Source organism: Aestuariivirga sp., assembly GCF_047602625.1.
Classification (GTDB): domain Bacteria; phylum Pseudomonadota; class Alphaproteobacteria; order Rhizobiales; family Aestuariivirgaceae; genus Aestuariivirga.
Genome location: NZ_JASGGV010000002.1, coordinates 1375563 through 1397474 on the forward strand (window position 1 = coordinate 1375563; position 21912 = coordinate 1397474).

22 protein-coding genes and 1 pseudogene are annotated in these 21912 nt (G+C 61.8%); 7 read left to right on the forward strand and 16 right to left on the reverse strand.

All coding sequences use genetic code 11. The features are described from left to right. Nucleotides 1–15: 15 nt before the first annotated feature. From QM694_RS11710 to hydA, 10 genes and pseudogenes are all read right to left on the reverse strand, one after another. On the reverse strand, nt 16–1515 hold the full coding sequence (locus QM694_RS11710) for a M20/M25/M40 family metallo-hydrolase (RefSeq protein ID WP_415007108.1): 1500 nt from the start codon (nt 1513–1515) through the stop codon (nt 16–18). Beyond that, nucleotides 1512–2756 carry a M20 family metallo-hydrolase gene (locus tag QM694_RS11715; protein ID WP_415007109.1) on the reverse strand — a complete coding sequence of 415 codons (1245 nt, stop codon included), beginning with the start codon at nt 2754–2756 and terminating at the stop codon, nt 1512–1514. Before QM694_RS11715 ends, QM694_RS11710 begins: the two co-directional genes overlap by 4 nt. 7 nt (nt 2757–2763) lie before the next feature. Beyond that, nucleotides 2764–2919, reverse strand: a pseudogene (locus tag QM694_RS11720) (type II toxin-antitoxin system VapC family toxin); the annotation flags it as partial. Between the two features lie 29 nt (nt 2920–2948). After that, nucleotides 2949–3182, reverse strand: a complete 234-nt coding sequence (locus QM694_RS11725; protein WP_415007110.1) for a type II toxin-antitoxin system VapB family antitoxin — start codon at nt 3180–3182, stop codon at nt 2949–2951. 58 nt (nt 3183–3240) lie between these two features. Further along, nucleotides 3241–4311 carry an aldo/keto reductase gene (locus tag QM694_RS11730; protein WP_415007111.1) on the reverse strand — a complete coding sequence of 357 codons (1071 nt, stop codon included), beginning with the start codon at nt 4309–4311 and terminating at the stop codon, nt 3241–3243. 64 nt (nt 4312–4375) lie between these two features. After that, the gene (locus QM694_RS11735) at nt 4376–5155 is read right to left on the reverse strand and encodes a lytic murein transglycosylase (protein ID WP_415007112.1); all 780 of its coding nucleotides are present in this window, start codon (nt 5153–5155) and stop codon (nt 4376–4378) included. Between the two features lie 58 nt (nt 5156–5213). After that, entirely contained in the window at nt 5214–5396 is a 183-nt protein-coding gene (locus QM694_RS11740) for a hypothetical protein (protein WP_415007113.1), read from the reverse strand. An 88-nt stretch (nt 5397–5484) separates the two neighbouring features. Beyond that, entirely contained in the window at nt 5485–5925 is a 441-nt protein-coding gene (locus tag QM694_RS11745; protein ID WP_415007114.1) for a hypothetical protein, read from the reverse strand. Nucleotides 5926–6140: 215 nt separating this feature from the next. Beyond that, nucleotides 6141–6341: a hypothetical protein gene (locus QM694_RS11750; RefSeq protein WP_415007115.1), complete on the reverse strand. Its 201-nt coding sequence runs from the start codon at nt 6339–6341 to the stop codon at nt 6141–6143. Further along, nucleotides 6338–7783, reverse strand: a complete 1446-nt coding sequence (gene hydA / locus QM694_RS11755; protein ID WP_415007116.1) for a dihydropyrimidinase — start codon at nt 7781–7783, stop codon at nt 6338–6340. Before hydA ends, QM694_RS11750 begins: the two co-directional genes overlap by 4 nt. A gap of 137 nt (nt 7784–7920) precedes the next feature. Between hydA and QM694_RS11760 the strand changes: the two genes are divergently transcribed. Next, nucleotides 7921–8346: a DUF6636 domain-containing protein gene (locus tag QM694_RS11760; RefSeq protein WP_415007117.1), complete on the forward strand. Its 426-nt coding sequence runs from the start codon at nt 7921–7923 to the stop codon at nt 8344–8346. A 20-nt stretch (nt 8347–8366) separates the two neighbouring features. On the opposite strand, the gene QM694_RS11765 is transcribed toward QM694_RS11760, so the two are convergent. From QM694_RS11765 to QM694_RS11785, 5 genes are all read right to left on the reverse strand, one after another. Next, a complete protein-coding gene (locus QM694_RS11765) occupies nt 8367–8927 on the reverse strand; it encodes a hypothetical protein (protein ID WP_415007118.1) in 561 nt (186 codons plus the stop codon). A gap of 293 nt (nt 8928–9220) precedes the next feature. After that, nucleotides 9221–10201 (reverse strand): ABC transporter substrate-binding protein, encoded by a 981-nt coding sequence (locus tag QM694_RS11770; protein WP_415008621.1) that lies wholly within the window; start codon nt 10199–10201, stop codon nt 9221–9223. A 46-nt stretch (nt 10202–10247) separates the two neighbouring features. Further along, on the reverse strand, nt 10248–11084 hold the full coding sequence (locus tag QM694_RS11775; protein WP_415008622.1) for an ABC transporter permease: 837 nt from the start codon (nt 11082–11084) through the stop codon (nt 10248–10250). A 113-nt stretch (nt 11085–11197) separates the two neighbouring features. After that, nucleotides 11198–12064: an ABC transporter permease gene (locus tag QM694_RS11780; RefSeq protein WP_415007119.1), complete on the reverse strand. Its 867-nt coding sequence runs from the start codon at nt 12062–12064 to the stop codon at nt 11198–11200. Nucleotides 12065–12106: 42 nt separating this feature from the next. Further along, the gene (locus QM694_RS11785; RefSeq protein WP_415007120.1) at nt 12107–12886 is read right to left on the reverse strand and encodes an ABC transporter ATP-binding protein; all 780 of its coding nucleotides are present in this window, start codon (nt 12884–12886) and stop codon (nt 12107–12109) included. An 81-nt stretch (nt 12887–12967) separates the two neighbouring features. On the opposite strand from QM694_RS11785, the gene QM694_RS11790 reads away from it, so the two are divergent. Continuing rightward, on the forward strand, nt 12968–13597 hold the full coding sequence (locus tag QM694_RS11790; RefSeq protein WP_415007121.1) for a TetR family transcriptional regulator C-terminal domain-containing protein: 630 nt from the start codon (nt 12968–12970) through the stop codon (nt 13595–13597). Here QM694_RS11790 and QM694_RS11795 read toward each other — a convergent pair. Continuing rightward, nucleotides 13594–15186, reverse strand: a complete 1593-nt coding sequence (locus QM694_RS11795; protein WP_415007122.1) for a M10 family metallopeptidase C-terminal domain-containing protein — start codon at nt 15184–15186, stop codon at nt 13594–13596. The two genes, QM694_RS11790 and QM694_RS11795, sit on opposite strands and share 4 nt — an antisense overlap. Nucleotides 15187–15432: 246 nt before the next feature. On the opposite strand from QM694_RS11795, the gene QM694_RS11800 reads away from it, so the two are divergent. From QM694_RS11800 to QM694_RS11820, 5 genes are read left to right on the forward strand one after another with little or no spacing between them, the layout of a single operon-like run. Then, complete coding sequence (locus QM694_RS11800) at nt 15433–16737, forward strand: hypothetical protein (RefSeq protein WP_415007123.1); 1305 nt, start codon at nt 15433–15435, stop codon at nt 16735–16737. Nucleotides 16738–16774: 37 nt separating this feature from the next. After that, entirely contained in the window at nt 16775–18835 is a 2061-nt protein-coding gene (locus tag QM694_RS11805) for a capsular polysaccharide biosynthesis protein (RefSeq protein WP_415007124.1), read from the forward strand. After that, a complete protein-coding gene (locus tag QM694_RS11810; RefSeq protein ID WP_415007125.1) occupies nt 18832–19662 on the forward strand; it encodes an ABC transporter permease in 831 nt (276 codons plus the stop codon). The genes QM694_RS11805 and QM694_RS11810 overlap by 4 nt, the downstream gene beginning before the upstream one ends. Next, a complete protein-coding gene (locus QM694_RS11815; protein ID WP_415007126.1) occupies nt 19659–20798 on the forward strand; it encodes an ABC transporter ATP-binding protein in 1140 nt (379 codons plus the stop codon). Before QM694_RS11810 ends, QM694_RS11815 begins: the two co-directional genes overlap by 4 nt. A gap of 20 nt (nt 20799–20818) precedes the next feature. After that, the gene (locus QM694_RS11820) at nt 20819–21910 is read left to right on the forward strand and encodes a hypothetical protein (protein WP_415007127.1); all 1092 of its coding nucleotides are present in this window, start codon (nt 20819–20821) and stop codon (nt 21908–21910) included. Nucleotides 21911–21912 lie beyond the last annotated feature (2 nt).

Consider the following 21912-nt stretch of genomic DNA (forward strand, 5'->3'; position numbering starts at 1 on the left):
TTGGCGCTTCGTCGCTTAGCGCCTCTTCATCACCGCATCAATCACCGCCAGCAGCGCCAGCGGCAATATCTCGAATGCATAAGGCGCATGAAGGCGCTCCAGCCAGTGGTGATAGTCGCGCCCCCATGGCCCGATGTTGATGCAGGGAAGGCCCGCACTTTCGGGCATCGCGAAACTTGTGCCCCAGATCGGCGTGTTGGCGGCGGCGGCAGAGAGGCCGCCCGGCGCTTCGCCGAAGAAGCTCATGTCGGAGATGCCGGGAAAATAGCGGAGGCGCCCGAGGCCGAAGGGCGCAGCGGCGTCCATGATGGTCTCTTCCAGCGCCTTGTCCCTGAGCGAGACGGCGGCATAGGGAATGGAGCCGAAGCCCATCACCACCGCAGGGCCGCTCAATCCCGACAGCGCCCATAGCGCCGCCGTCATGCGCTTGGCGCGCTCGGGAAAATCAAGCGTGGTAAGCGCAGCCATCTCCGCCGCAATCCGCTGGCGCTCGGCCTCCGGCACCCGCGCCGCGAGATCGGCGTAGCTCATCACCGGAATGCCGCGCTTCACTTTTTTCGCCGCCCGCACCATGGCGCGCCGTGCCAGATCCATGGCGATCGACAACACTTGATCGGCGCTGCGGCGGTGTTGCAGCGTGTTCCAGTAAACCCAGGCCTGCGCGGGCGTCGTGACATTATAGCCCTGCTTCAGATCCTTGGCGGCCAGCGCCGTGGGCGGCGCTGCGGTCTCATCGCCTGAGTGTTCCGCAAGTTCCGGGGCCAATTCAAATTCGCTCAGCAGTTCGGCGGCCAGATAGGCCGCATTCGCGCCATCTTCCGGGTAGCAGGCATGCGCCTCCTTGCCCGCCACGAAGGCGGTGAGCAATTGCTTGCCGATCGAGCCCATTGCCACGCTGCGCCCGAAGGCGCCGTCGCCCTGATCGGAAATCGCATCGAGATTGATGACCAGCGCGATATCGAGGTCATGCGCCTGTGCGATGCGGCTGAGCATCGGCGCTGCGGCGCGCGCACCCGCCGAGCGGTCTTCCTCATCGGAGACGGCCACGAACAGCAGATTGCCTTCGCCGGTCCACGCTTCAGCGGCGGCAATTCCTGCCGCAAGGCCCGCCTTCATGTCGAGAAGGCCGCGGCCCGGCAGATAATCGCCGCTTTCAAAATCGGCCAGCGCCTGCGGATTATCTCCGCTCTGTTTCAGCCTGGCGATGATGGCGGGCAGCAGCCCCTCCGCATCGAAGGCGAGGGATTGCAGCGCGCCATAATCATCCACCGGCACCACATCGAAATGGCCGGTGAGCACGATGGCGCGGCGGCCCTTGCCGCGCTTCAGCGCAAAAAGATTGCTGCGCCCCGCCGCATCGCCGGGAACGGCCTCGGTCCACACCTCACCGAAGCCGCCCAGCATCTGCGCAAGCGAGGCGGGGAGTTCCGCTTCGGCCTTTGAACCGGTGACAGATGGAATAGCCGTCAGCTTGAGCGCGATCTCGCGCGCCCGGGCCGCAAGGTCATTCCTCACGCCAGCGCCCGGTCATAGTCCAGAACCGCATTGAGCAGCACCTGCGAACCCGCACCGCATTCCTCGAGCGTGGTCGACTCCGCCTCATTGTGCGAAATGCCGCCGAGGCAGGGCACGAAGATCATCGTCGTCGGCGCCACGCGGGCGATATAGGCGGCGTCATGGCCCGCACCCGAAGCCATCTCGCGCATCCTGTAGCCTGCCTGCTGGGCCCCCTTCCGCACGCACTCGATGAGGGGAGCCGCGAATTTCACGGCGGGAGATTTCCAGATGCACTTCTCTTCGAGTTCGACGTTGAGCTCGGCTGCGATCTTCGGCAGCGCCGCGCGGTATTCCGCTTCCATCTTGTCAAGCACGCTTTCATCGGGATGGCGGAGATCGACGGTAAAGAACACTTCGCCCGGCACCACATTGCGGCTGTTGGGACGGTTCTCGATCAGCCCCACCGAGGCGACGCCCGGCAGATGCGCCATGCCCACCTGATGGATCGCCTCGATCATCCGCGCCGAAGCCAGCAGCGCGTTCTTGCGCAGCCCCATGGGCGTGGCGCCGGTGTGGGATTCCTGGCCCCTCACCGTCACCTCATACCAGCGCATGCCCTGAACGCCGGTGACGACGCCGATCATCTTGTCCTCGGCCTCGAGGATCGGCCCCTGCTCGATGTGAAGCTCGAACATCGCCTGGAACTTGTGCGACCCCACAGGCTCGCTGCCGAGATAGCCGATGCGCTTCAACTCATCGCCGAGCGTGATGCCGTCGCGATCGGCGCGGGAATAGGCATAGTCGGGCGTGAATACTCCGGCATAGACGCCCGAGCACAGCATGGCGGGGGCGAAGCGGGAGCCCTCTTCATTCGTCCAGTTGACGATCATGACAGGCGCATTGGTTTCATAACCCATGTCAACCAAAGTGCGCATGGCTTCCAGCGCGCCCAGCACGCCCAGCACGCCATCGAACTTGCCGCCCGTCGGCTGCGTGTCGAGATGCGAGCCCATGGCGATGGGAAGCAGCGCATTGTTCTTGCCGGGCCTTGTGGCGAACATGTTGCCCACCGAGTCCACCTGAACCTTGCAGCCCAGCTTCTCGCATTCCGCCTTGAACCAGTCGCGCACTTTCTTGTCTTCGTCCGATACCGTGAGGCGCTTGATGCCGCCCTTGGGCGTGCCGCCGAACTTCGCGGTTTCCATCAGCGCGTCCCACAGGCGCTGCGGATTGATGGTGAGATTGGTCTTCGATGTCATGATGTCCTCAAGCGAGTGAAATGTCGGTATGGATGAAATCATTGCCCTTGCACAGCAGCGGCACATTCCGCGTCTTCGCACAGGCATAGGAAAAGCAATCGCCCATATTGAGTCCGGCGCGATGGCCCTGCCCCTTGCCAAAACGCGCAAAGGCCTCCAGCGCGGCCACATCCGATGCATCAGCGAACACGCTCAATCCTCGTAGAGGCTGTCATAAAACGCCTTGTCGGCCTTGAGGCCGGTGGCGGGATAGGAGGCGCATTTCTCCTGCAATTTTTTCAGCGCCGCATCCTGCTTGTCCTGCTTGCTCCGTTCAGGCTGATGCATGACGGCGCTGCGGATCGCCTCTGTCAGCGTGACCTTGCGCAGCTTCGCCAGCTTGCGCACCGCCTTGTCGGTGGCCGGGTCCTTGATGGAAATGCCCATGATCTGCTCCTGGGTATATACTTCGCTGAGAGAAATATATACCGCGCAAATGCGCCTGTTACATGCGCGGCTTGCGGCTGGCGATGTGGGGCGCCAGCAGCGCCAGATCGGCGGCACTCATGTGATTGGCGGCGGTGCTGCACTGGTGCCAGTAGGGATAGAGAAGCGGCAGCTGGCTGACATCATCGAGCCCCTTGCGCTCTTCCGCCGACAGCGTGAGCGAGGCCGCCGCGAGATTGTCCTTGAGCTGCGCCTCGGTGCGGGCGCCGACGATCAGCGACGACACGCCGGGCCTTCCCGCCAGCCACGCCAGCGCCACCTGTGCTGCCGAAACGCCGCGCGCCTCGCCCACCTTCACCAGCGCGTCGATGATGCGGTAGAGCCTGTCCTCGTCGCGGATCGGCGGCTCTCCCCAGCCGGCGGTATGGCGCGAAATCTGCGGCGGCGGCTGGTCGCGGCGGAACTTGCCAGAGAGAAGGCCGCCGGCGATCGGGCTCCACACCTGAATGCCCACGCCCTGGTCGATGGCGATGGGAGCGAGTTCATATTCCGCCTCGCGCGCCTCGATGGTGTAGTGAATCTGCTGGCAGCAGAAGCGCTGCCAATTGTGTTTGTCCGCCGCCATCAGCGCTTTCATGATGTGCCAGCCGGAGAAATTGGAGCAGCCCGTGTAGCGGACCTTGCCCTGCTTCACCAGCGTGTCCAGCGCCTCCATGATTTCCTCGATGGGGGTGAGCCCATCCCACTCGTGCAGGAAATAGACGTCGATCCGGTCGCGCTGCAGGCGCTTCAGGCTGGCCTCGCATTCATGGATGATGTGAAAGCGCGACAGGCCCGATTCATTGGGGCCCTTGCCCATCGGAAAGCGCACCTTGGTGCCCACCAGAAGTTGGTCCGACCGGCCTTTCAGCACCGCCCCCAAAGCCTCTTCCGAGCGCCCGGTGGTATAGGCATTGGAGGTGTCGAAAAGATTGACGCCGCCTTCGATGGCGACATCGACAAGGCGCGCCGCCTCCTTGGGGCCGAGGCTTCCCGCCATGCTGAAAAAGCCTTCGCCGGCGAAATTCATGGTGCCCAGCGTGTGCAGCGACACGCGCAGGCCCGAGCGGCCGAGTTGACGGTATTCCATGGTTACTGTCTCCCGTTGAACGGCCATCAGGCCACAGGGGCGCTTGCCCCGTCAATGGCGGCGGTCAACCACCGTCGATCTTCGTCGCGATGATGGCCAGCGCCTTCTGATAGACACTCGCCGCATTCCAGATGGCGAAGGAGCCTGCCCGGTAGGAGCCCGAACCCCAGCCCTGGCCTTTGAGGAAATTGGCCGTGGACGCCAGCGCATCGGCCTTGGAATTGAGGTTCACCGATCCGTTGCCGTCGCCATCCGCGCCATAGAGCAGGATGTTCTTCGGCAGGAACTGCGTCTGCCCCACTTCGCCATGCATGGCGCCGCGGGTGGAGGAGGAGAGCGTGCCGCGATCGACGAGCTTCAACGCCGCGAAAAGCTGGTCAGTGAAATAATCGGTGCGGCGGCAATCATAGGAAAGCGTGGCGACGGCGGAGATCGTCGGCTGGTTGCCCGTCACCGCGCCAAAGCCCGTCTCCATGCCCCAGATGGCGATGAGGGGGCCGGCGGGCACGCCATAGCGGCTTTCGAGCCGGGCGAAGAGCGCCGCATTGGCCGCCTTCAGCCTGCGGCCCTGCGCGATGATGCCCGCCGCCCCGCGCTTGGCCATGAACTGGTCGAGCGAGAGGTGGAAGAAATGCTGGTTGCGGTCCACCCTGATGGTGCCGGTGGAATAGCTCGCCGCCATCAGCGCCGCGATGCCGCGCGATCCGATGCCTTTGGCCTTCATCTCCGCTGCCATCTGGGGCTTCCAGCTCTGGAATGCGCCGGAGGTGCTGCTGCAGGAGGCGGCCTCCGCCGCGCCCACGCTCAAGGCCAGCACCAGAACCGCCCCGATCATTCGCCGCATGATTATCCCCGCCCTTTCGATTCGCTTTAGGCGAGAGTGCCATTGTGCACGCAACTTGTCATCGCCGCTCATGGCAATTAGCACCCGGGATCGCCACCTGCTCGGACGGGTTGGATTTTGCGCGCGCCCGCATCTCCGCGCAGGAGGGCCAGGGCTTGGGCAAGGGCTTCGGCATCTGGCTGGTGAAGGCATCGAACATCGGCGCATCGAGAAACCAGTCCTCATGCCCCTCCCAGTTCATGGCGGACGCGGGAGCGGAGAGGAGGAGGAGAAGCCCAATATACGCACCTCGCATTGCGCGTCCTTTCCCCCCAATCAGCGTAGCGGCATCAATAGCTTTCGACAAATGACGGCGGAAACAACCCCTGCGTCTCAGTCTGGTAGTTGAAATTGGCGAGAATCCATCCAATCCCCGTTTTTTTGAAATTGTATCTCACATAAACAAAGGACGCCTGATCAAAGCTGAACATATAGATGATCTGGTGCAACGAGGTCCCAAACGTTTTGTCAATCACCTTATCTTCCACGCCCAGAGGATGCCCTTTGAAAGTGGACACAAGGCCTGAAAGCATTGCCGTCTGTTCTGGAACGCCAACAATGGCTGCAACCTGTGATGCAGCTTCTTCAGTTTGTGACTTCGCAATCAAATCACTGATCTCCTGCGCGAACTTGGCGGGGTCGTCGATGGCCTGCGGCGTGCCAGCACGGACACTTGGGCCTGACAGGACCAGCGCGGCCAAAACAGCCATCGAAAATATCAAGCGGACCATTCTCATTCTCCTCATTTCGACTTCAGGTCGCGGCGCAATAGGACGGTGTGAGCCCGCATCACTATCACATTCCCCGTGGCCGCCATATCCGCAGCGATTGGCCTAACCCAGCGACCCAGACTTTCAACCCGCGCGAATGCTGAACCACTGGATGGCAGGCTCGAGGGCCTGCCATGGAGAGACAAGACGAGCCACCTTTGATGCTCACACACCGGCTATTTGACCCGGCAATACCAGATGCCCGTCGGATTTTTGCTTTTGTCGATCATGATGTCGATGCGGCCGGATTTCTTTTCCTTCATGCTATTGCACAAAACCCACTTTCCGGATGGAAACTTGGGTTTATCCTTTGTGGCTCCATGAACCTGTTGTCCCAATCCGATCAATAAAACCGCCGCAATGATTTTTATTTTCACGGCACCACGTCCACGCGCGTCACGCCCTTCGGCTTGGTCAACCCCTTCCAGATGGCGTTGGCCTGATGCACGGGGGCGTTGGCGGGGCGGGGGATGAAATCGCCGTCGCCGGGCCTGGCGCGCATGTCGCCCTGCTCCCACGCGACCTTGCCGCGCGAGATCACCGTTTTCGGAGCGCCCGTGCATTCAAAGCCTTCGAACACATTATATTCGATGCGGCTCACCTGTTTCTTGGCGCTGATCTTCTTCGAAGCCTTGGGATCCCAGATCACCAGATCGGCATCCGAGCCCGCCATCACGGCGCCCTTCCTGGGATACATGTTGAGGATACGCGCGATATTGGCGGAGGTGGCGGCCACGAATTCTTCCTTGGTCAGCCGCCCGGTATTGACGCCCGCCGTCCACAACACCGGCATGCGGTCTTCAAGCCCGCCGGTGCCATTGGGGATCATGGTGAAGTTCTTGGCGCCCATGCGCTTCTGGGCGATCTTGAACGAGCAGTGATCGGTGGCCACCACCGACAGCGTGCCCGATTGCAGGCCCGCCCACAGCGTATCCTGATGCTTCTTGTTCCGGAACGGCGGCGACATCACGCGGCCCGCCGCATAGTCCCAGTCCTTGTTCTGATATTCAGAATCATCGAGCACCAGATATTGCACCAGCGGCTCGCCCCACACGCGCTGTCCTGCCAGCTTGGCGCGGCGGATTGCATCATGCGTCTGTTCGCAGGAGACATGCACGATATAGAGCGGGCACCCCGCCATGTCGGCGATCATGATGGCGCGGTTCGCCGCCTCGCCCTCCACTTCCGGCGGGCGCGAATAGCTGTGACCTTCCGGGCCGGTGACGCCGCGGGCCAGCAAATCCTGCTGCATGCGCGCCACCACATCGCCATTCTCGGCATGAACGAGCGGCAGCGCGCCAAGCTCGGCGCAGCGCTTGAAGGAATTGTAGAGCTCGTCGTCATTCACCATCAAGGCGCCCTTGTAGGCCATGAAATGTTTGAAGGTGTTGATGCCGTAGGTCTTGACGACGGTTTCCATCTCGTCGTGGATTTGCGGGCTCCATTGCGTGACGGCCATGTGGAAGGAATAGTCCGACGCCGCCTTCTCCGCCTTGTGCCGCCACGCCTGATAGGCCTTGAGCATGGATTCGCCGGGGGCGGGAATGCAGAAATCGACGATCATCGTGGTGCCGCCGGACAGCGCTGCCTTGGTGCCCCATTCGAAATCATCCGCCGACACGGTGCCCATGAACTGGAATTCCATGTGGGTGTGCGGATCGATGCCGCCCGGCATCACATAGCAGCCGCCAGCGTCGATGGTTTCCGTGCCAGACAGCCCCTCGCCCACCGCAACGATCTGGCCGCCGTCGATCAGCACATCGGCGCGCCGGGAATAATCATGATTGACGACCGTGCCGCCGCGGATGAGGGTTGTCATGGGAAAGGCTCCTTCGTGGAATTGCGCTGGTCAATGTGACGGCTTCGGGAACGATCGGCAAGCCTGCGTGTGGTCACAGTGCAGCCTTGAAGACGTTTCAACCACAGCCTAGGATAGCTGCGCGAGGGAGTAAATAAATGCGTCGGACTCTCCAACTCTGCGGCGCTGTCATTGTGCTGCTCATCGGCGGCGCTGCTGTGGCGATAGCGGATCAGGCGAATTTCAAATCGCCATCGGGCAATATCTTCTGCAGCTATTTCGACTATGACGGGCCGCCCGAGGTGCGCTGCGACATTCTCAATTCCACGCGCAGCTTCCGGAAGCCGCCATCCGACTGCGATCTCGAATGGGGCGACAGCTTCGCGGTCTCGGCGACGGCCAAGCGCGGCGAAGTGGTCTGCCATGGCGACACGGTGATGACGCCCGATGCCGCGCCGCTGCCCTACAACCGCTCCTTCCAGCAAGGCGGCATCACCTGCACCTCCAGCATGAAAGGCCTCGCCTGCGTGAACGCCAAGGGCCACGGATTTTTTGTCTCGCGGGCGAAGCAGCAGGTGTTTTGACTGAACGATGACGGCCTTCGTCACTTGAGTTTTGGCGGCCTGAGACCGCTCACGATATTCACGTAGTCGACCTCGAAGATGTCGTCGAGCTGGCGCTTCTCCGGCAGCCCGATCGCGTCGAAAAATGGCGCGATCTCATAGAAGATATTTCCTTGAAACTGCCCATCACGCGCGAACGCCATCATGATGGCAGCGGGCTTTCTGTTTCCCGACGCCGTAAAATTGGCGAGATATGCCCGCATTGTGACAATGACGGCGGCTGGCGGAGTTTGCAGAATCGCAGCTTCCTGATTGGTGCCGTAAACGATCAGCCGCGCCTGCGGAACCTTTCTATCCTGCTGGAACAGCAAGACCTGCGATTCCTGTTGGAAGGTCACTCTCTTGGCGCGGGACCACGCGAGAATGGGCCCAATCGGCGGATTGAGCTCGGACGAATTGGGATCAATACGCACCACCAGGGTTGTTTCGGCGCGGGCCGGGCCTGCGAGGGCAGCAAGGGGCAACATCAAGAGCAGCAGGATATTGCGGCTGAAACTCCACATGGCGCGAATATATCCGGAAGCAGGTGTTTTGAGATTCAATTACCTTCACCCTTCTCCCCCTGCGGGAGAAGGTGGATCGCGCCTCAGCGCGAGACGGATGAGGGGTGAGAGGCGTCTTGCGAAATGGTCCAGTGGACCATTTCGAGCCTCGAACGCCCGGAGCGCAAGCGCAGGGCCGGATTTGTCCGGCCGTTCGCTTCTGCTCACGGCGTTCGGCGGTTTCAATCGCTCCACTGGAGCGATTGATCTGCTGCGCAGACCACCGCCTCGCCCCCTCATCCGGCGCTTCGCGCCACCTTCCCCCGCGAGGGGGGAAGGGTAACATTGCGTTCCTACTTCAGCGCCTTCGCGGCGTCTGTCACGGCGCTGGTCCAGGCGCCTTCGGGCTTCTTGGTGATGACGGGATCGGAACCGCCGGAAAGCAGCGTCTCGACCGTGCGGTCGGCGGCGGCCACGTCGAGCGTGCCGTCGGAACCTTCGGTGAGCTTGTTCACCTCTTCCATCATCGTCGTCTGGTGCGCTTCGGTCTGCGAGCCCGAGGCATCGTTCTCGAGAACGATCTTCACCGCATCGGCCGGATTGGCACGCGCGTCGTCCCAGCCCTTCATCGACGCCTTGACGAACTTCGCCATGGTGGCGACGAAGGCCGGGTCCTTCAGCTTGTCCTCGCTCGCATAGAGGCCGTCTTCCAGCGTCGCCACGCCCTGGTCCTCATATTTGAACACCACGAGGTCTTCGGGCTTGATGCCCGCTTCCAGCACCTGATGATATTCATTGTAGGTCATGGTGGAAATGCAGTCGGCCTGCTTCTGCAGCAGCGGATCGACGTTGAAGCCCTGTTTCAGCACCGTCACACCATCGGGGCCGCCGGTGGTGGGCATCTTGAGATGGGCCATCCACGACAGGAACGGATATTCATTGCCGAAGAACCACACGCCCAGCGTCTTGCCCTTGAAGTCTTCCGGCTTGGTGATGCCGGTATCCTTGCGGCAGGTGAGCATCATGCCCGACCGCTTGAAAGGCTGGGCGATGTTGACGAGCATGTTGCCCTTCTCGCGCGAGGCAAGCGCAGCGGGCATCCAGTCGACGATCACGTCGGCGCCGCCGCCGGCGATCACCTGCTCCGGCGCGATGTCGGGGCCGCCCGGCTTGATCGTCACGTCGAGCCCGGCGTCCTTGTAGTAGCCCTTGGCGAGCGCCACGTAATAGCCCGCGAACTGCGCCTGCGTAACCCATTTGAGCTGCAGCGTCACCGCCTCCGCATGCGCCGCCACGGATGTGGCGAGCATGGCCGAAGCGGCCGCCGCCGCCATCAGAAACTTCTTCATCTCCCTGTACTCCTTCTTCCTGAGTTGCCGCCTATTTGCGATAGGACGGATGCCAAAATGTCACCTGCCGTTCGATGAGGGTGAGAAGGCCGTAGAACAATGACCCCGTGACCGCGGCCACCGCGATCTCCGCCCACACCATGTCGAGCCCCTGACGCCCCACCTCCGTCGACATGCGAAATCCCATGCCGACGATCGGAGTGCCGAAGAATTCCGCTACGATTGCGCCGATCAGCGCCAATGTCGAGTTGATCTTGAGCGCGTTGAAAATAAACGGCATGGCGGCGGGAAGCCTGAGCTTGACGAGTGCCGTGAACCACGACGCGCCATAGCTCCGCATCAGGTCGCGCTCCATGGCGGAAGCGGATGAAAGTCCCGCCAGCGTGTTGATGAGCATAGGGAAGAACGTCATCACCACCACCATCGCCGCCTTGGAGGGCCAGTCGAAGCCGAACCACATGACGAGGATGGGCGCCACGCCGACGATGGGCAGCGCCGCCACCAGATTGCCGAGCGGCAGAAGCCCGCGCCTGAGGAAATCCACTCGGTCGCACAGCAGCGCCACGAGGAATCCGGACAGGCAGCCAATGATCCAGCCGGGGATCACCGCGCGCACGATGGTCTGCATGAAATCGGCGGCGAGGACCGGCACCGAGGAGATGAGCTTGGCCCAGATTTGCGACGGCGCGGGCAGCAGCACCAGCGGGATTTTGGAGCCCGCCACATAGAACTCCCATCCCATGAGGATGACGACGCCGAACAGGGCGGGCACCAGAAGATTGCCGAGGCGCTCAGGCGCATGGGCGCGCGTCAGCGCGCCATCAGCCACCCATCCCGCCGCCCAGGCAACGGCCCAGCCGGTGGCCATGAACAGGAAGGACAGCAGCCAGTATCCACCTTTCAGAGGCGCCACCGCGCCGAAGCCCTGATAGATGAGCACGGCCAAAGCCATAAGAACCAGAAGGGTGATCAGTGCACGGATCAAGGCGCTGCCCCCATACGCCGCGCGTTGATGAGTTCAAGCCGCCCCAGGAGCCACACAAGGGCGGCCGCCGCGAAGGCCGCCACGAACAGCGCCGCCCAGATTTGCAGCGTCTGCCCATAGTAAGATCCTTGCAGCAGCCGCGCGCCGATGCCCGCCACCGCACCCGTGGGCAATTCCGCCACGATGGCGCCGGTGAGCGCAATGGCGACGGAAACCTTGAGCGAGGCAAACAGGAACGGCACCGAGGCCGGAAGCCTGAGCTTCCACAGCACATCCCACGCGCTGGCATTATAGGTGCGCATCAGGTCAAGCTGCAGCTTGTCGGGCGAGCGCAGGCCCTTCACCATGCCGATCGCCACCGGGAAGAAGCAGAGATAGGTGGAGATGATCGACTTGGTGACAATATCGGGTAGCCCCGTCTTGCCGAGCACCACGATAATCATCGGCGCGATGGCGAGAATCGGAATGGTCTGCGAGGCGATGATCCACGGCATCAGGCTTTTCTCCAGCGAGCGCACATGCACGATGCCGATGGCGAGGAGAATGCCCAAAAGTGTCCCCTGCACGAATCCGGCCAGCGTGGAGGAGAGCGTGACCCAGAGATGATAGAGCAGCGACTTCACCTTCCATGGCGCCACCATGAACACGCTGTTCCAGATTTCTTGCGCCACCTGATGGGGCGCGGGCAGCACGGGCCGCGTCTCGTTCCATGAGAACGAAAGCGTATTCCACAAGCCGCCGCCCGCCGCCGCGATCTTGGGCGCGGTGATGACGCTGTTCATCGGAATGGCGGCGAGATACCAGACGGCGATCAGCACCAGGCAGACCACCGTGACGGGCCAGACTGTGCCGCGGGCGGTCATGGAATAACCCTTCTCCCCGTACGGGAGAAGGAAAACATGGCGTCAATCCTCATAGCTGTGCCCCGCCTTCAGGCCTTCGCGCACGCGGTGGGCGATTTTCAGGAACTCCGGCGTCTCGCGGATGTCGAGCGTGCGGTTGCGCGGCAGCTTCGTTTCGATCACGTCGATGATGCGGCCGGGGCGCGGGCTCATCACCACGATTTTGGTGGAGAGAAACACCGCTTCCGGAATGGAGTGGGTGACGAAGACGACAGTCTTGCCCGTGCGCTCCCACAGTTCCAGCAATTGCTGGTTCAGCTTGTCGCGCACGATCTCGTCCAGCGCGCCGAAAGGTTCATCCATCAGGAGCAGTGTCGGGTCGAAGGCCAGCGCGCGGGCGATCGACACGCGCTGCTGCATGCCGCCCGACAGCTGCCAGGGAAATTTCTTTTCGAAGCCCGAGAGGTTCACGAGATCGAGATTGCGGCGTATGCGTTCGGCGGCATTGTCCAGCCCCATGATCTCGAGCGGCAGGCCGACATTGCGTTCGACGGTGCGCCAGGGATAAAGCGCCGGGGCCTGGAACACATAACCATAGGCGCGCGCCAGCCGCGCCTGTTCCGGCGTCATGCCATTTACGGTGATCGTGCCCGACGTTGCCTGCTCAAGATCGGCGATGACGCGCAGCAGCGTCGTCTTTCCGCAGCCCGACGGGCCGATGAAGGACACGAAATCCCCTTCCTCAACCTCAAGATTGACCTGGGAGAGCGCATAGACCGGACCATCGGCGGTCGAGAAGGTCAGGCTCAGATCCTTCGCCGCTATCACGGCGTTTGCCGCCATCTCGCTCCCCAAGGCTTTTGTGCTTTGCGAAAAAACTATCCGCTCTTGACCATCTGATCAAGAATTAACAGGATGGGCAAGATGCCTCAGGAACCGCCAGACCCTGCCCGGAAAACCCGCATACAGGCCCAGAACGAGGAACTGATTCTGGATGCGGCGCTGGAAGTATTTTCGGCCTTCGGCTTCCGGGGTTCCACGGTGGACATGATCGCCAGCCGCTGCGGCCTCTCGAAGCCCAACCTGCTCTATTATTTCCGCCGCAAGGAAGACATCTATACCGCCGTGCTGGAGCGCACGCTCACCCTGTGGCTCGAACCCCTGCGCAAGATGGATGCGGCGGGCGATCCGCTGGAGGAATTGACCCGCTACATCACGGTGAAGATCCGCCTCTCCCGCGAGAGGCCGGAAGCCTCCCGCCTGTTCGCCAATGAAATCCTGCATGGCGCGTCAGCGATCAGCGATTTCCTGCAAGGGCCCCTGCGTGACCTGGTGGATGAAAAGGCGGCGGTCATCCAGCGCTGGATGGATGAGGGGCAGCTGAACCCTGTCGATCCGCGCCATCTGATCTTTGCCATCTGGGCGACGACCCAGCACTACGCGGATTTCGACGCGCAGGTGCGCGCCGTGCTGGGAAGCGATGGCGATCATATGCGGGCGGCCGAAACCGCCGTGCTCACGCTCTTGCTGGATGGCCTGAGGCCCCGGGACTAAAGGATAAAGTCCGCCGCCGTCATGGTGAGCGCGCCGGTCAGCGTGATGCGGAAATCCGCCACGCCGTCGCCGTTCACGTCGCCCTCCACGAAGGTCTGCCCGCCGGAAATGATGGCGTGCAATTCGCCCGCGTGATGAGTGAAGGCGCCGGTGACCAGATGAAAGGCATCGTCCGTGCCGCCGGTGATGGCATCGATGGCGGAAAGCCGGATCTTGTCCTGCCCCTGCTTGAAATCGGTGATGGTATCGCTGGCCGCAACGGTGGAATCGGTGAGCGACTGAAACAGGAAGACGTCACATCCCGCGCCGCCCGTCAGCGTATCGCCGCCGGCCCCGCCCGCCAGCACGTCGTTGCCGCCGCCGCCGCTCAGCGTATCATTGCCGCCCATGCCATAGAACTGGTCCCTTGCGGCGCTGCCCACCATGGTGTCGCCCGCCGTGTTCGAGCCCGTGATGCGCTCGATCGAGACAAAACTGTCGCCCGCCGCGGCGCCGCCCAAAACGCCCGTCGTGAGATTGATGGAGATGGCGCCGCCCGCGCAATAATTGGCGGTGTCGATGCCGTTGCCGCCATCCAGCACGTCATTGCCGGTGCCGCCGATCAGCACGTCATTGCCGTCGAGGCCGTGCAGCGTGTCGGCGCCGCCATTGCCGGTCAGGCGGTTGTTGAGCGCATTGCCGGTAATCGAATCATTGCCCGAACCGCCGGTGGCGTTTTCGATATTGCAGTTATAGGCGATGGCAATGTTATCGGTCATGCCGTCGCAATCGGAAAACGCCCCCTGCCCGAGATCGATGCGCGAATTGGTGGAGAAGCCCGAGAGGTCGAGCGTGTCGGTGCCCGCCGAATCCCAGATGGCCAGCACGGGATGGGCGTTCTTGGTGAAGTCGAACACGTCGCGGTTGGCGGTGGAATGAAAGCCGTAGACAGTATTGCCGGTGCGCGTCGTGGTGTCGGCGCCATAGAGCGCCTGGATGGCGGCGATGTCATCCAGCATCGGCGTCTGCGGCTCGTACCAGACCCCGTTGCTGGCCCGCCAGTCGGCGCCGGTGGCATTGCCGTCGAAATACGACATGACGGTATATTGCGTTGAATCCTCCGGATAGAGCGCGCTGTTGGCATAGGTGGAGCTGCTGGTGTAGTCGGCGGGATGATCAAGCCCCAGGGCATGGCCAAGCTCATGCAGATAGGTCGTGAACCCCCAGTTGCCTACCTTGGGCGTCATCAGGTCATTGGTGCCTGAGGAGGCATCGTAGGACTTGTTGAACCATACCGAGCCAGAACCCGCCCAGCTTCCGGGAAAATAGGTATAGGCATAGGAACTGGTGGCCGAGGTGTTCTGCAAGGTGATCTGGCCGCCAGAGGAAACTTCGGTGATGTTCTTGGCGATCAGGTCGTCCCACAGCGAAAGGGCCACGCGGGCGGCATCCTTCTGTGCGCTGCTTAAGGCGGAGAACCCGGCCCCCTCCGCCGACACCGACCAGGAAGGCGCGGAGGTGGGAAAGGAATAGGTGATGTTGGACGTCGTCCACGACGCGTCTTCACGCAACAGGTTGGAGATGATTTGCGAAAGCGACCATTCTTGCATGAACAGATTCCGGTTGTAACAGGGGTTCAGTTTCGCGTCCGTCCATTACGCGTGCACTAACCGGGTTTATAAAATGTTAACGAATTTGGCTGGCCTCCCGTTTTTAGGTTATTAACCCCGCAAAAATTGATTAAATTTTGGAGAATCAATCACTTGATGCAGCGCAACAGAAACTTGCGATAGCTGGGGCGGATGGCTATGATAGGCATGGTCGGGTGATTTTGCGCGCGGTGCGCAGGGGGTTGTGTGAGAGCGGTATCGGCGGCGGCTGGCGGCTATTCGCAGGACGTTCCGGCTGAACGTCATTTCCTTCTGTTGCAGGGCCCGTGCGGCGGATTCTTCCGCCATCTCCAGCGCGAGCTCATGGCCAAGGGCCATCAGGCAACACGCGTCGTTCTCAATGGCGGAGACCTGGTGGATTCCATCTTCGCCCGCGCCCTGCTCTATCGCCGCGCTTTTGCGGACTGGCCGGAATGGATCGCTGCGGCCGCGCGTCAGAGACAGGTCACGGACCTCGTCCTTTATGGCGACTGCCGCCCCTATCACCGCGTGGCGATTTCCGTCTTGAAGCCGCTCGGCATCCGCATCCATGTGCTTGAGGAGGGCTATCTCAGGCCAAACTGGATCACCTACGAGCAGAACGGCGTGAACGGCAATTCAAGCATCGCCGGGCTGGACCTCGATGCGCTTTCCGCACCCGAACTCGATCACATCCCCACGCAACCGGAGCTGCAGCTGCGCGGCACGCTGGGCCGCTATGCCTTCTCAGGAATACTCTATTATTTATACTGCCTCCTGCTGACGCCGGTTTTCCCACGCTATCTATCGCACCGCGAACTCGACATCGCGGGAGAAGCCACCCTGTGGCTCGGACGCCTTTTTTCCTGGCCCTACCGGCGCAGGCAGACCGAACGCGCGATGCGTGAGATCGACCTCCTCGGCAAACCCGTGCATCTGGTTCTCCTGCAATTGAATGGCGACTCCCAGATTCGCGAGCACAGCCGCTTTGCCTCGGTGCGCGGCTTCGTCGAGTTCTGCCTCGCCGAATTTGCCGCCAGCGAAACCCGTGACGCAATCCTCGTCTTCAAGAACCATCCGCTTGATAATGGTGTCATCAATCTCGCCCGCCTCATCCGTGAGGAATCGGCAAGGCTGAACCTCGAAGGCCGCGTGTTCTTCGTCGAAACGGGAAAGCTGGTGCCGCTGTTGGAAAAATCAGTGTCGGCAACGGCGGTGAATTCGACCGCCTGCCATCAGGCGCTGCGCCGCGGCATCCCCACCATGGTTTTGGGCAAGGCCGTCTTTAATCATCCGCAAATCGTGCCGCGCATGCGCCTTGCGGCGTTCTTCCGGGCAAGGCCGCAAAAGGACATCCGTTATTACGACCGGCTGGTCAATCTTCTGCGGCTTACCTGCCAGGTGAATGGCGGTTTCTACAGCCGCCAGGGGCGCGTCGCGCTGCTGCCCGATCTCGTGCAAAGGATGGTTGCGCCGCCCCTCCTGCCCCAGGATTACATCACGCTGGCGGAAGACAAGGCCAAGGCCTCTTGACGTCTCCACGCCGGGGCGCGCAGCACATCCCGCACGGATGAAAGACGATCATTCCATCGCAATCTTTTCCGCCGGCCTGTGGCGGCTGGCCGATGAGGTGCAAGCCCTGACAGGCATGACTCCAAACCGCGCATGGCTCTCGCCCGGAAACGCCTTGGCCGTGGCCGGATGGGGCCACAAGCCCACGGCGCATCGCGCGCGGCTCGCAGCCGAACGAGGGCGCCTGCCCTATGTCGCCATTGAAGACGGCTTCCTGCGCTCCCTGAAGCCCGGCATGGCCCAGCGCCCTTCCGCGCTGGTGATGGACCGCAGCGGAATTTATTATGACGCCCGGCAGCCTTCGGATCTCGAGCGGATTTTGGCCGGCGAAACCTTCAGCGCTGACGAATGCCGCCGCGCCGAAGCCTTGCTCGGCGAAATCGCCCGCCTCAGGCTCTCCAAATACAACACCGGAGCCGAGAACCTCGAAAGCCTCGGCCTGCCGCGCGATAAGCCGCTGGTCATCGTCACAGACCAGACATTCGGCGATCAGTCCGTCATCGGCGGCATGGCGGATGGCAAGACCTTTGAAGCGATGCTCAACGCCGCCATCAACGAAAATCCCGGCGCGGGAGTATTTGCCAAGCTCCACCCTGAAACGGCGGCGGGAACCAAACAGGGCTATCTCCGGAAACTCGCAGAGGCGCGCAATGCGCCGGTGATCGCTGCCGATCTCTGTCCGTGGGCGCTGTTTGATCTCCATCCCAAAATCTACACCGTCTCCAGCCAGCTTGGCTTTGAAGGCGTGATGGCGGGTCTTGAGGTGGTTTGCTTCGGAATGCCTTTCTATGCCGGCTGGGGATTGACCGATGACAGGCAAACGAGCGATCGCCGCAAGCGCATGCTGAGCCGGGCCGAACTCGCGGCGGGCGTCTATCTGCGTTACTCGTACTATTTCGATGCCTGGCGGCGCACACCCGTCTCAGCCGAAACGGCGGTGGAGCAACTGGGGTTTCTCCGCCGTCACTACTTTTCCAATTCACGCCCGGTGATCTGCGTTGGCTTGCCGCGCTGGAAACGCAAGGCCGTCTCCGTTCTGCTCGAAGGCCCGCATGGCAAGCCTGAGTTTCAGGGCAATTCCGGCAAGGCCATCATGGCCGCCAACGGCAAGGGTGCTATGCTGGCGGCCTGGGCGCCAAAAGCCCGGAAGCTCCGCCCCGAGGCCCGGCGGCATGGCATCACCTGCCTAGCCATCGAAGATGGCTTCATCCGCTCCGCCGGGCTGGGCGCGGCCTTCAATCCGCCCCTCTCGCTGGTCTTTGACGATATCGGGATTTACTACGACGCGGCGGCCCCTTCGCGGCTCGAGCATATCCTGAGCGGCCATGACTTTGACGGCATGATGCTGGCGCGCGCCAGAGTGTTGCGCGAGCGGCTGGTGGCCGAACGAATCACCAAATACAATTTGCCTCATGGCGATGACGCGCAGGCCGTGAGAAGCGATGGCAGGCAACGCATTCTGGCCATCGGGCAGGTGGGCGATGACTGGGCCGTCCGCCTCGGCGGGCCGCAGGAACAGTCCGGCAACATCAATCTTGCGCTGTTGAAAAGCGTGCGGGAGCGCTGGCCAGAGGCCCATGTCATATTTAAGCCCCACCCGGATGTTGAGCGGTTGGGCCGTGCTGGGGCGTTGACGGCGGAAGAGGAACGGCGCTATGCGGATGAGATCGCGCGGACGGCATCCCTCGATGAATTACTGGCACGTGTTGACCGTCTCGAAACCTATGGATCACTCGCCGGATTCGAAGCCCTGTTGCGAGGCCTTCCCGTGACCGTTCATGGCATTCCGTTTTACGCTGGCTGGGGCCTGACCGGGGATGTGCACCCTGCGGCGCGCCGGGGCATCAAGCTATCGCTCGATCAGCTCGTGGCCGGGACGCTCCTTGCCTATCCAAAATACTGGGATCCAGTTTCCGGCCTGCCCTGCCCGCCTGATGTTGTGCTCGACCGCATCGCCGTCGCACGGAGCAAAGCAGCCGAACAAATCTGGCGCACCGCGCTGGGACGCACTGTCATCGCCTATCGCAAGGTCCGGCAGCGCATGGGGGCGGGCCAATGACGGCGGTTCCGGAACACGTCACGCCCGATGGCTTTTTCCGCAGCCTTGTGCTGGGCTTCCGCCGCCAGCGCAACGTCGTCTTCGCGCTGATCTTCAAGGATTTCGTCACCAGCGCCAGCAAGCGCTATGCGATCTCGCTGCTGTGGGTGATGATCGAGCCCGCGGTTCAGACGCTCGCCATGTGCCTGTTCTGGTATATGCTGCGCAGGCCGGAAGTCTCGGGCGTCAGCACAATCATTTTCGTGGCGTTGTCGATGGTGCCCTATGCCATGGTCCAGCGCGCCATGGGCAGCGTGCCGCGCGCCCTGACCGCCAATGTGTCCTTCTACAGCTATCAGCAGGTCAAGCCGTTCGACGCCGTCATCGCGCGCTTTATCCTCGAGTGGGCGCTGGTGACTCTGGGCGCAGCGCTGACCCTGTTTTTTCTCTACTGGTTCGTGGGGCTGGAAATCCGCACCGACAAGATCGCCCAGCTCATTGGGATGCTGATCCTCACGACGGCGTTTTCCTTCGCGCTGGCTTTCTTCCTGAGCGTCTATTATGCGCTCTACAAATTCATGCAGACGGTCATCCGCCTGATGACGCGCGCACTGATGTTTCTCTCGGCGGTGTTTTACCCCGCCGGCCATCTGCCGTCGGAGATCACGGCGATCCTTGCCTACAATCCCATTGCGCATCTGACCGAGCTTACCCGCTATTACGCGCTCGGCCTGCGGCCGTTCGAGCAGGCCAGCGTCTGGTATGTGATGATGTTCACGCTGGTCTTGGCCTTTCTCGGCTTCATCAGCTATTACGCCAACCGCTTCCGCCTGCTGGAAAAGAAATGATCGAGCTCATCAAGGCAGGGAAATATTATCCGACCAGCTTCGGCAAACACTATGTGTTCCGGGACGTGTCGCTGGTTTTGCCGCGCGACCGCAACATCGGCGTGATCGGGCCGAATGGATCCGGCAAATCCACGCTGCTGCGCATTCTCTCGGGCGCCGACATTCCAAGCGAAGGCCGCGTCGTGCGCACCGGCAAGATTTCCTGGTCCATGGGCCTTTCGCCGGGACTGCAGACCATCATGACCGGCGCCGAGAATGCCCGCTTCGCGGCCCGCATCAACGGCCTGTCGCCCGCCGATACGAAGGGCTCCATGGAAAAAACGCGGGAACTTGCGGATATCGGCAAGTTCTTCGACATGCCGGTGAAAACCTATTCCGCCGGCATGCGCCAGCGCCTGGCTTTTGCGCTGTCGATGGCGCTGCAGTTCGATTATTACCTGTTCGACGAAATCTCCGCCGGTGGTGACAAGGCCTTCCGTGACAAGGCCATGGCGATGATCAAGGACCGCCTGTCCGAATCGCGGTTCATCCTCGCCACCCATGATGTGAAGGAAGTGCTGGCGCTCTGCCAGTCGGTGATCCTTCTGGGCGACGGCCAACTCGATTTTTTCGATGACGCGCGCGAGGGATTGCGCGCCTATGGAAAGCGCTTCGGCGGCCGCGAAAAACTGAACGTCGAAAAACCCAAGAAATCGAAATTCACCGTGGCGGCCGAGCGCAAGGCCGCGGAGCACGCAAGCGCCGGTGCAGGAGCGCCGGCCGAGGGTGTGCAGGAAGCAGATGGTGTGGCGGCAATACTTGCCGATGCACACAGCCAGGTGGCCGTCGATCTTGAGGAACGGCGGGAAAAGCGCAGGCTGGCGCGCGCCGCCAGGGTTGGGCAGCAGCATCCCTTGCTCGACCAGCCGCGCGAGCGCCCGCACGGCGGCCCGATAAAACTTGCCGTGGCCGAATTGCGTGAGATTCGCGAAAGGATCGAAGCCCTGAAGAGCGAGCCGCCGGGCAAGGACAGGCGCGCCACGATGTCGGACCTCCGCGGCCAGATGGCCGAAGCCAATCAGAAATTGCGCGGGCTCCGGGAAGAACAGTCGTCGCGGCGTGCCCAGGCCGCGGAACCCAAAATATCCAGCGAATAAGTTCAGGAAACCGCCCGCCCATGAGAAGCCGCGCCAACGCCGTTCTGTTTCTTCTTCTGTTTGTTCTGCCGCTTCTGGCTGTGACGGTCTATGAGCTGCGGATCGCCACCGACCGATATCATTCGGATTCGGCGATCACCATCAGCAAGCAGGATGGAGGCTCGACCAGTTCAGCCGCGTCGTCCCTGCTGGGACTGGTCGGCGGCGGAAGCTCGGGCGGCAATGATCCTCTGGTGCTGCTGCAATTCGTCCAGTCCGTCGACATGCTGCAGTACCTCGACGCCAAGATGAATTTGCGGGCGCATTATTCCGATCCCAAGGTGGACTGGTTCAGCCGTATGCCCGCCTCATATTCGCTGGAGCAGTTTCACGACTACATCGCGCATTACATCACGGCGACATACGACCTCGATTCGGGGATGGTCTTTCTGCATGTCGAATCCTTCAACCGCGAATATTCCCAGGCGCTGCTGAACGCGATCCTCGAGCGTAGCCAGATCTTCGTCGACAGGCTCAACGACAAGATCAACACCGAGCAGACATCGTTTTTCGAACAGCAGCTCGCAGCGTCCGAAAAGCGCATGCGCGATGTCCGCGACACCATGCTCGCTTTCCAGCGCGACAACCGCCTGCTCACCACCCAATCCGAAGCCATCCTCGTTACAACGAACATCGGCGACATTGAAAAAAGCCTGATCGGCAAGCAAAGCCAGCTGGAGGCGCGCCTGACGGAAGTGAGCGCCTCCTCGCCCATCATCCAGAGCCTGAAGTCGGATATCGCTTCCCTCAAGACGCAACTCGACAACGAGAAGCGGCGGCTTGCCGGATCGTCCGACAACGCGCTGTCCGAACTGGATGCGAAATTCAAGGAGATGCAGTTCAACCTCGACTTTCTGACGGGCGTCTACAAATCCAATCTCACGCAGCTCGAAACGGCGCGCATGGCGGCGGCGGAGCGGCGCAAGTTCCTCGTCGTCGTCACCCAGCCATCGATCGCCGATTCCTCGATCTATCCCGATCACGTCTATGTCATCGGCACCGCGGCGATGATTTTGATCATGGTGTTCTTCATCATTTCGCTTCTCATTGCGATCATCCGCGAACACACCTGAGC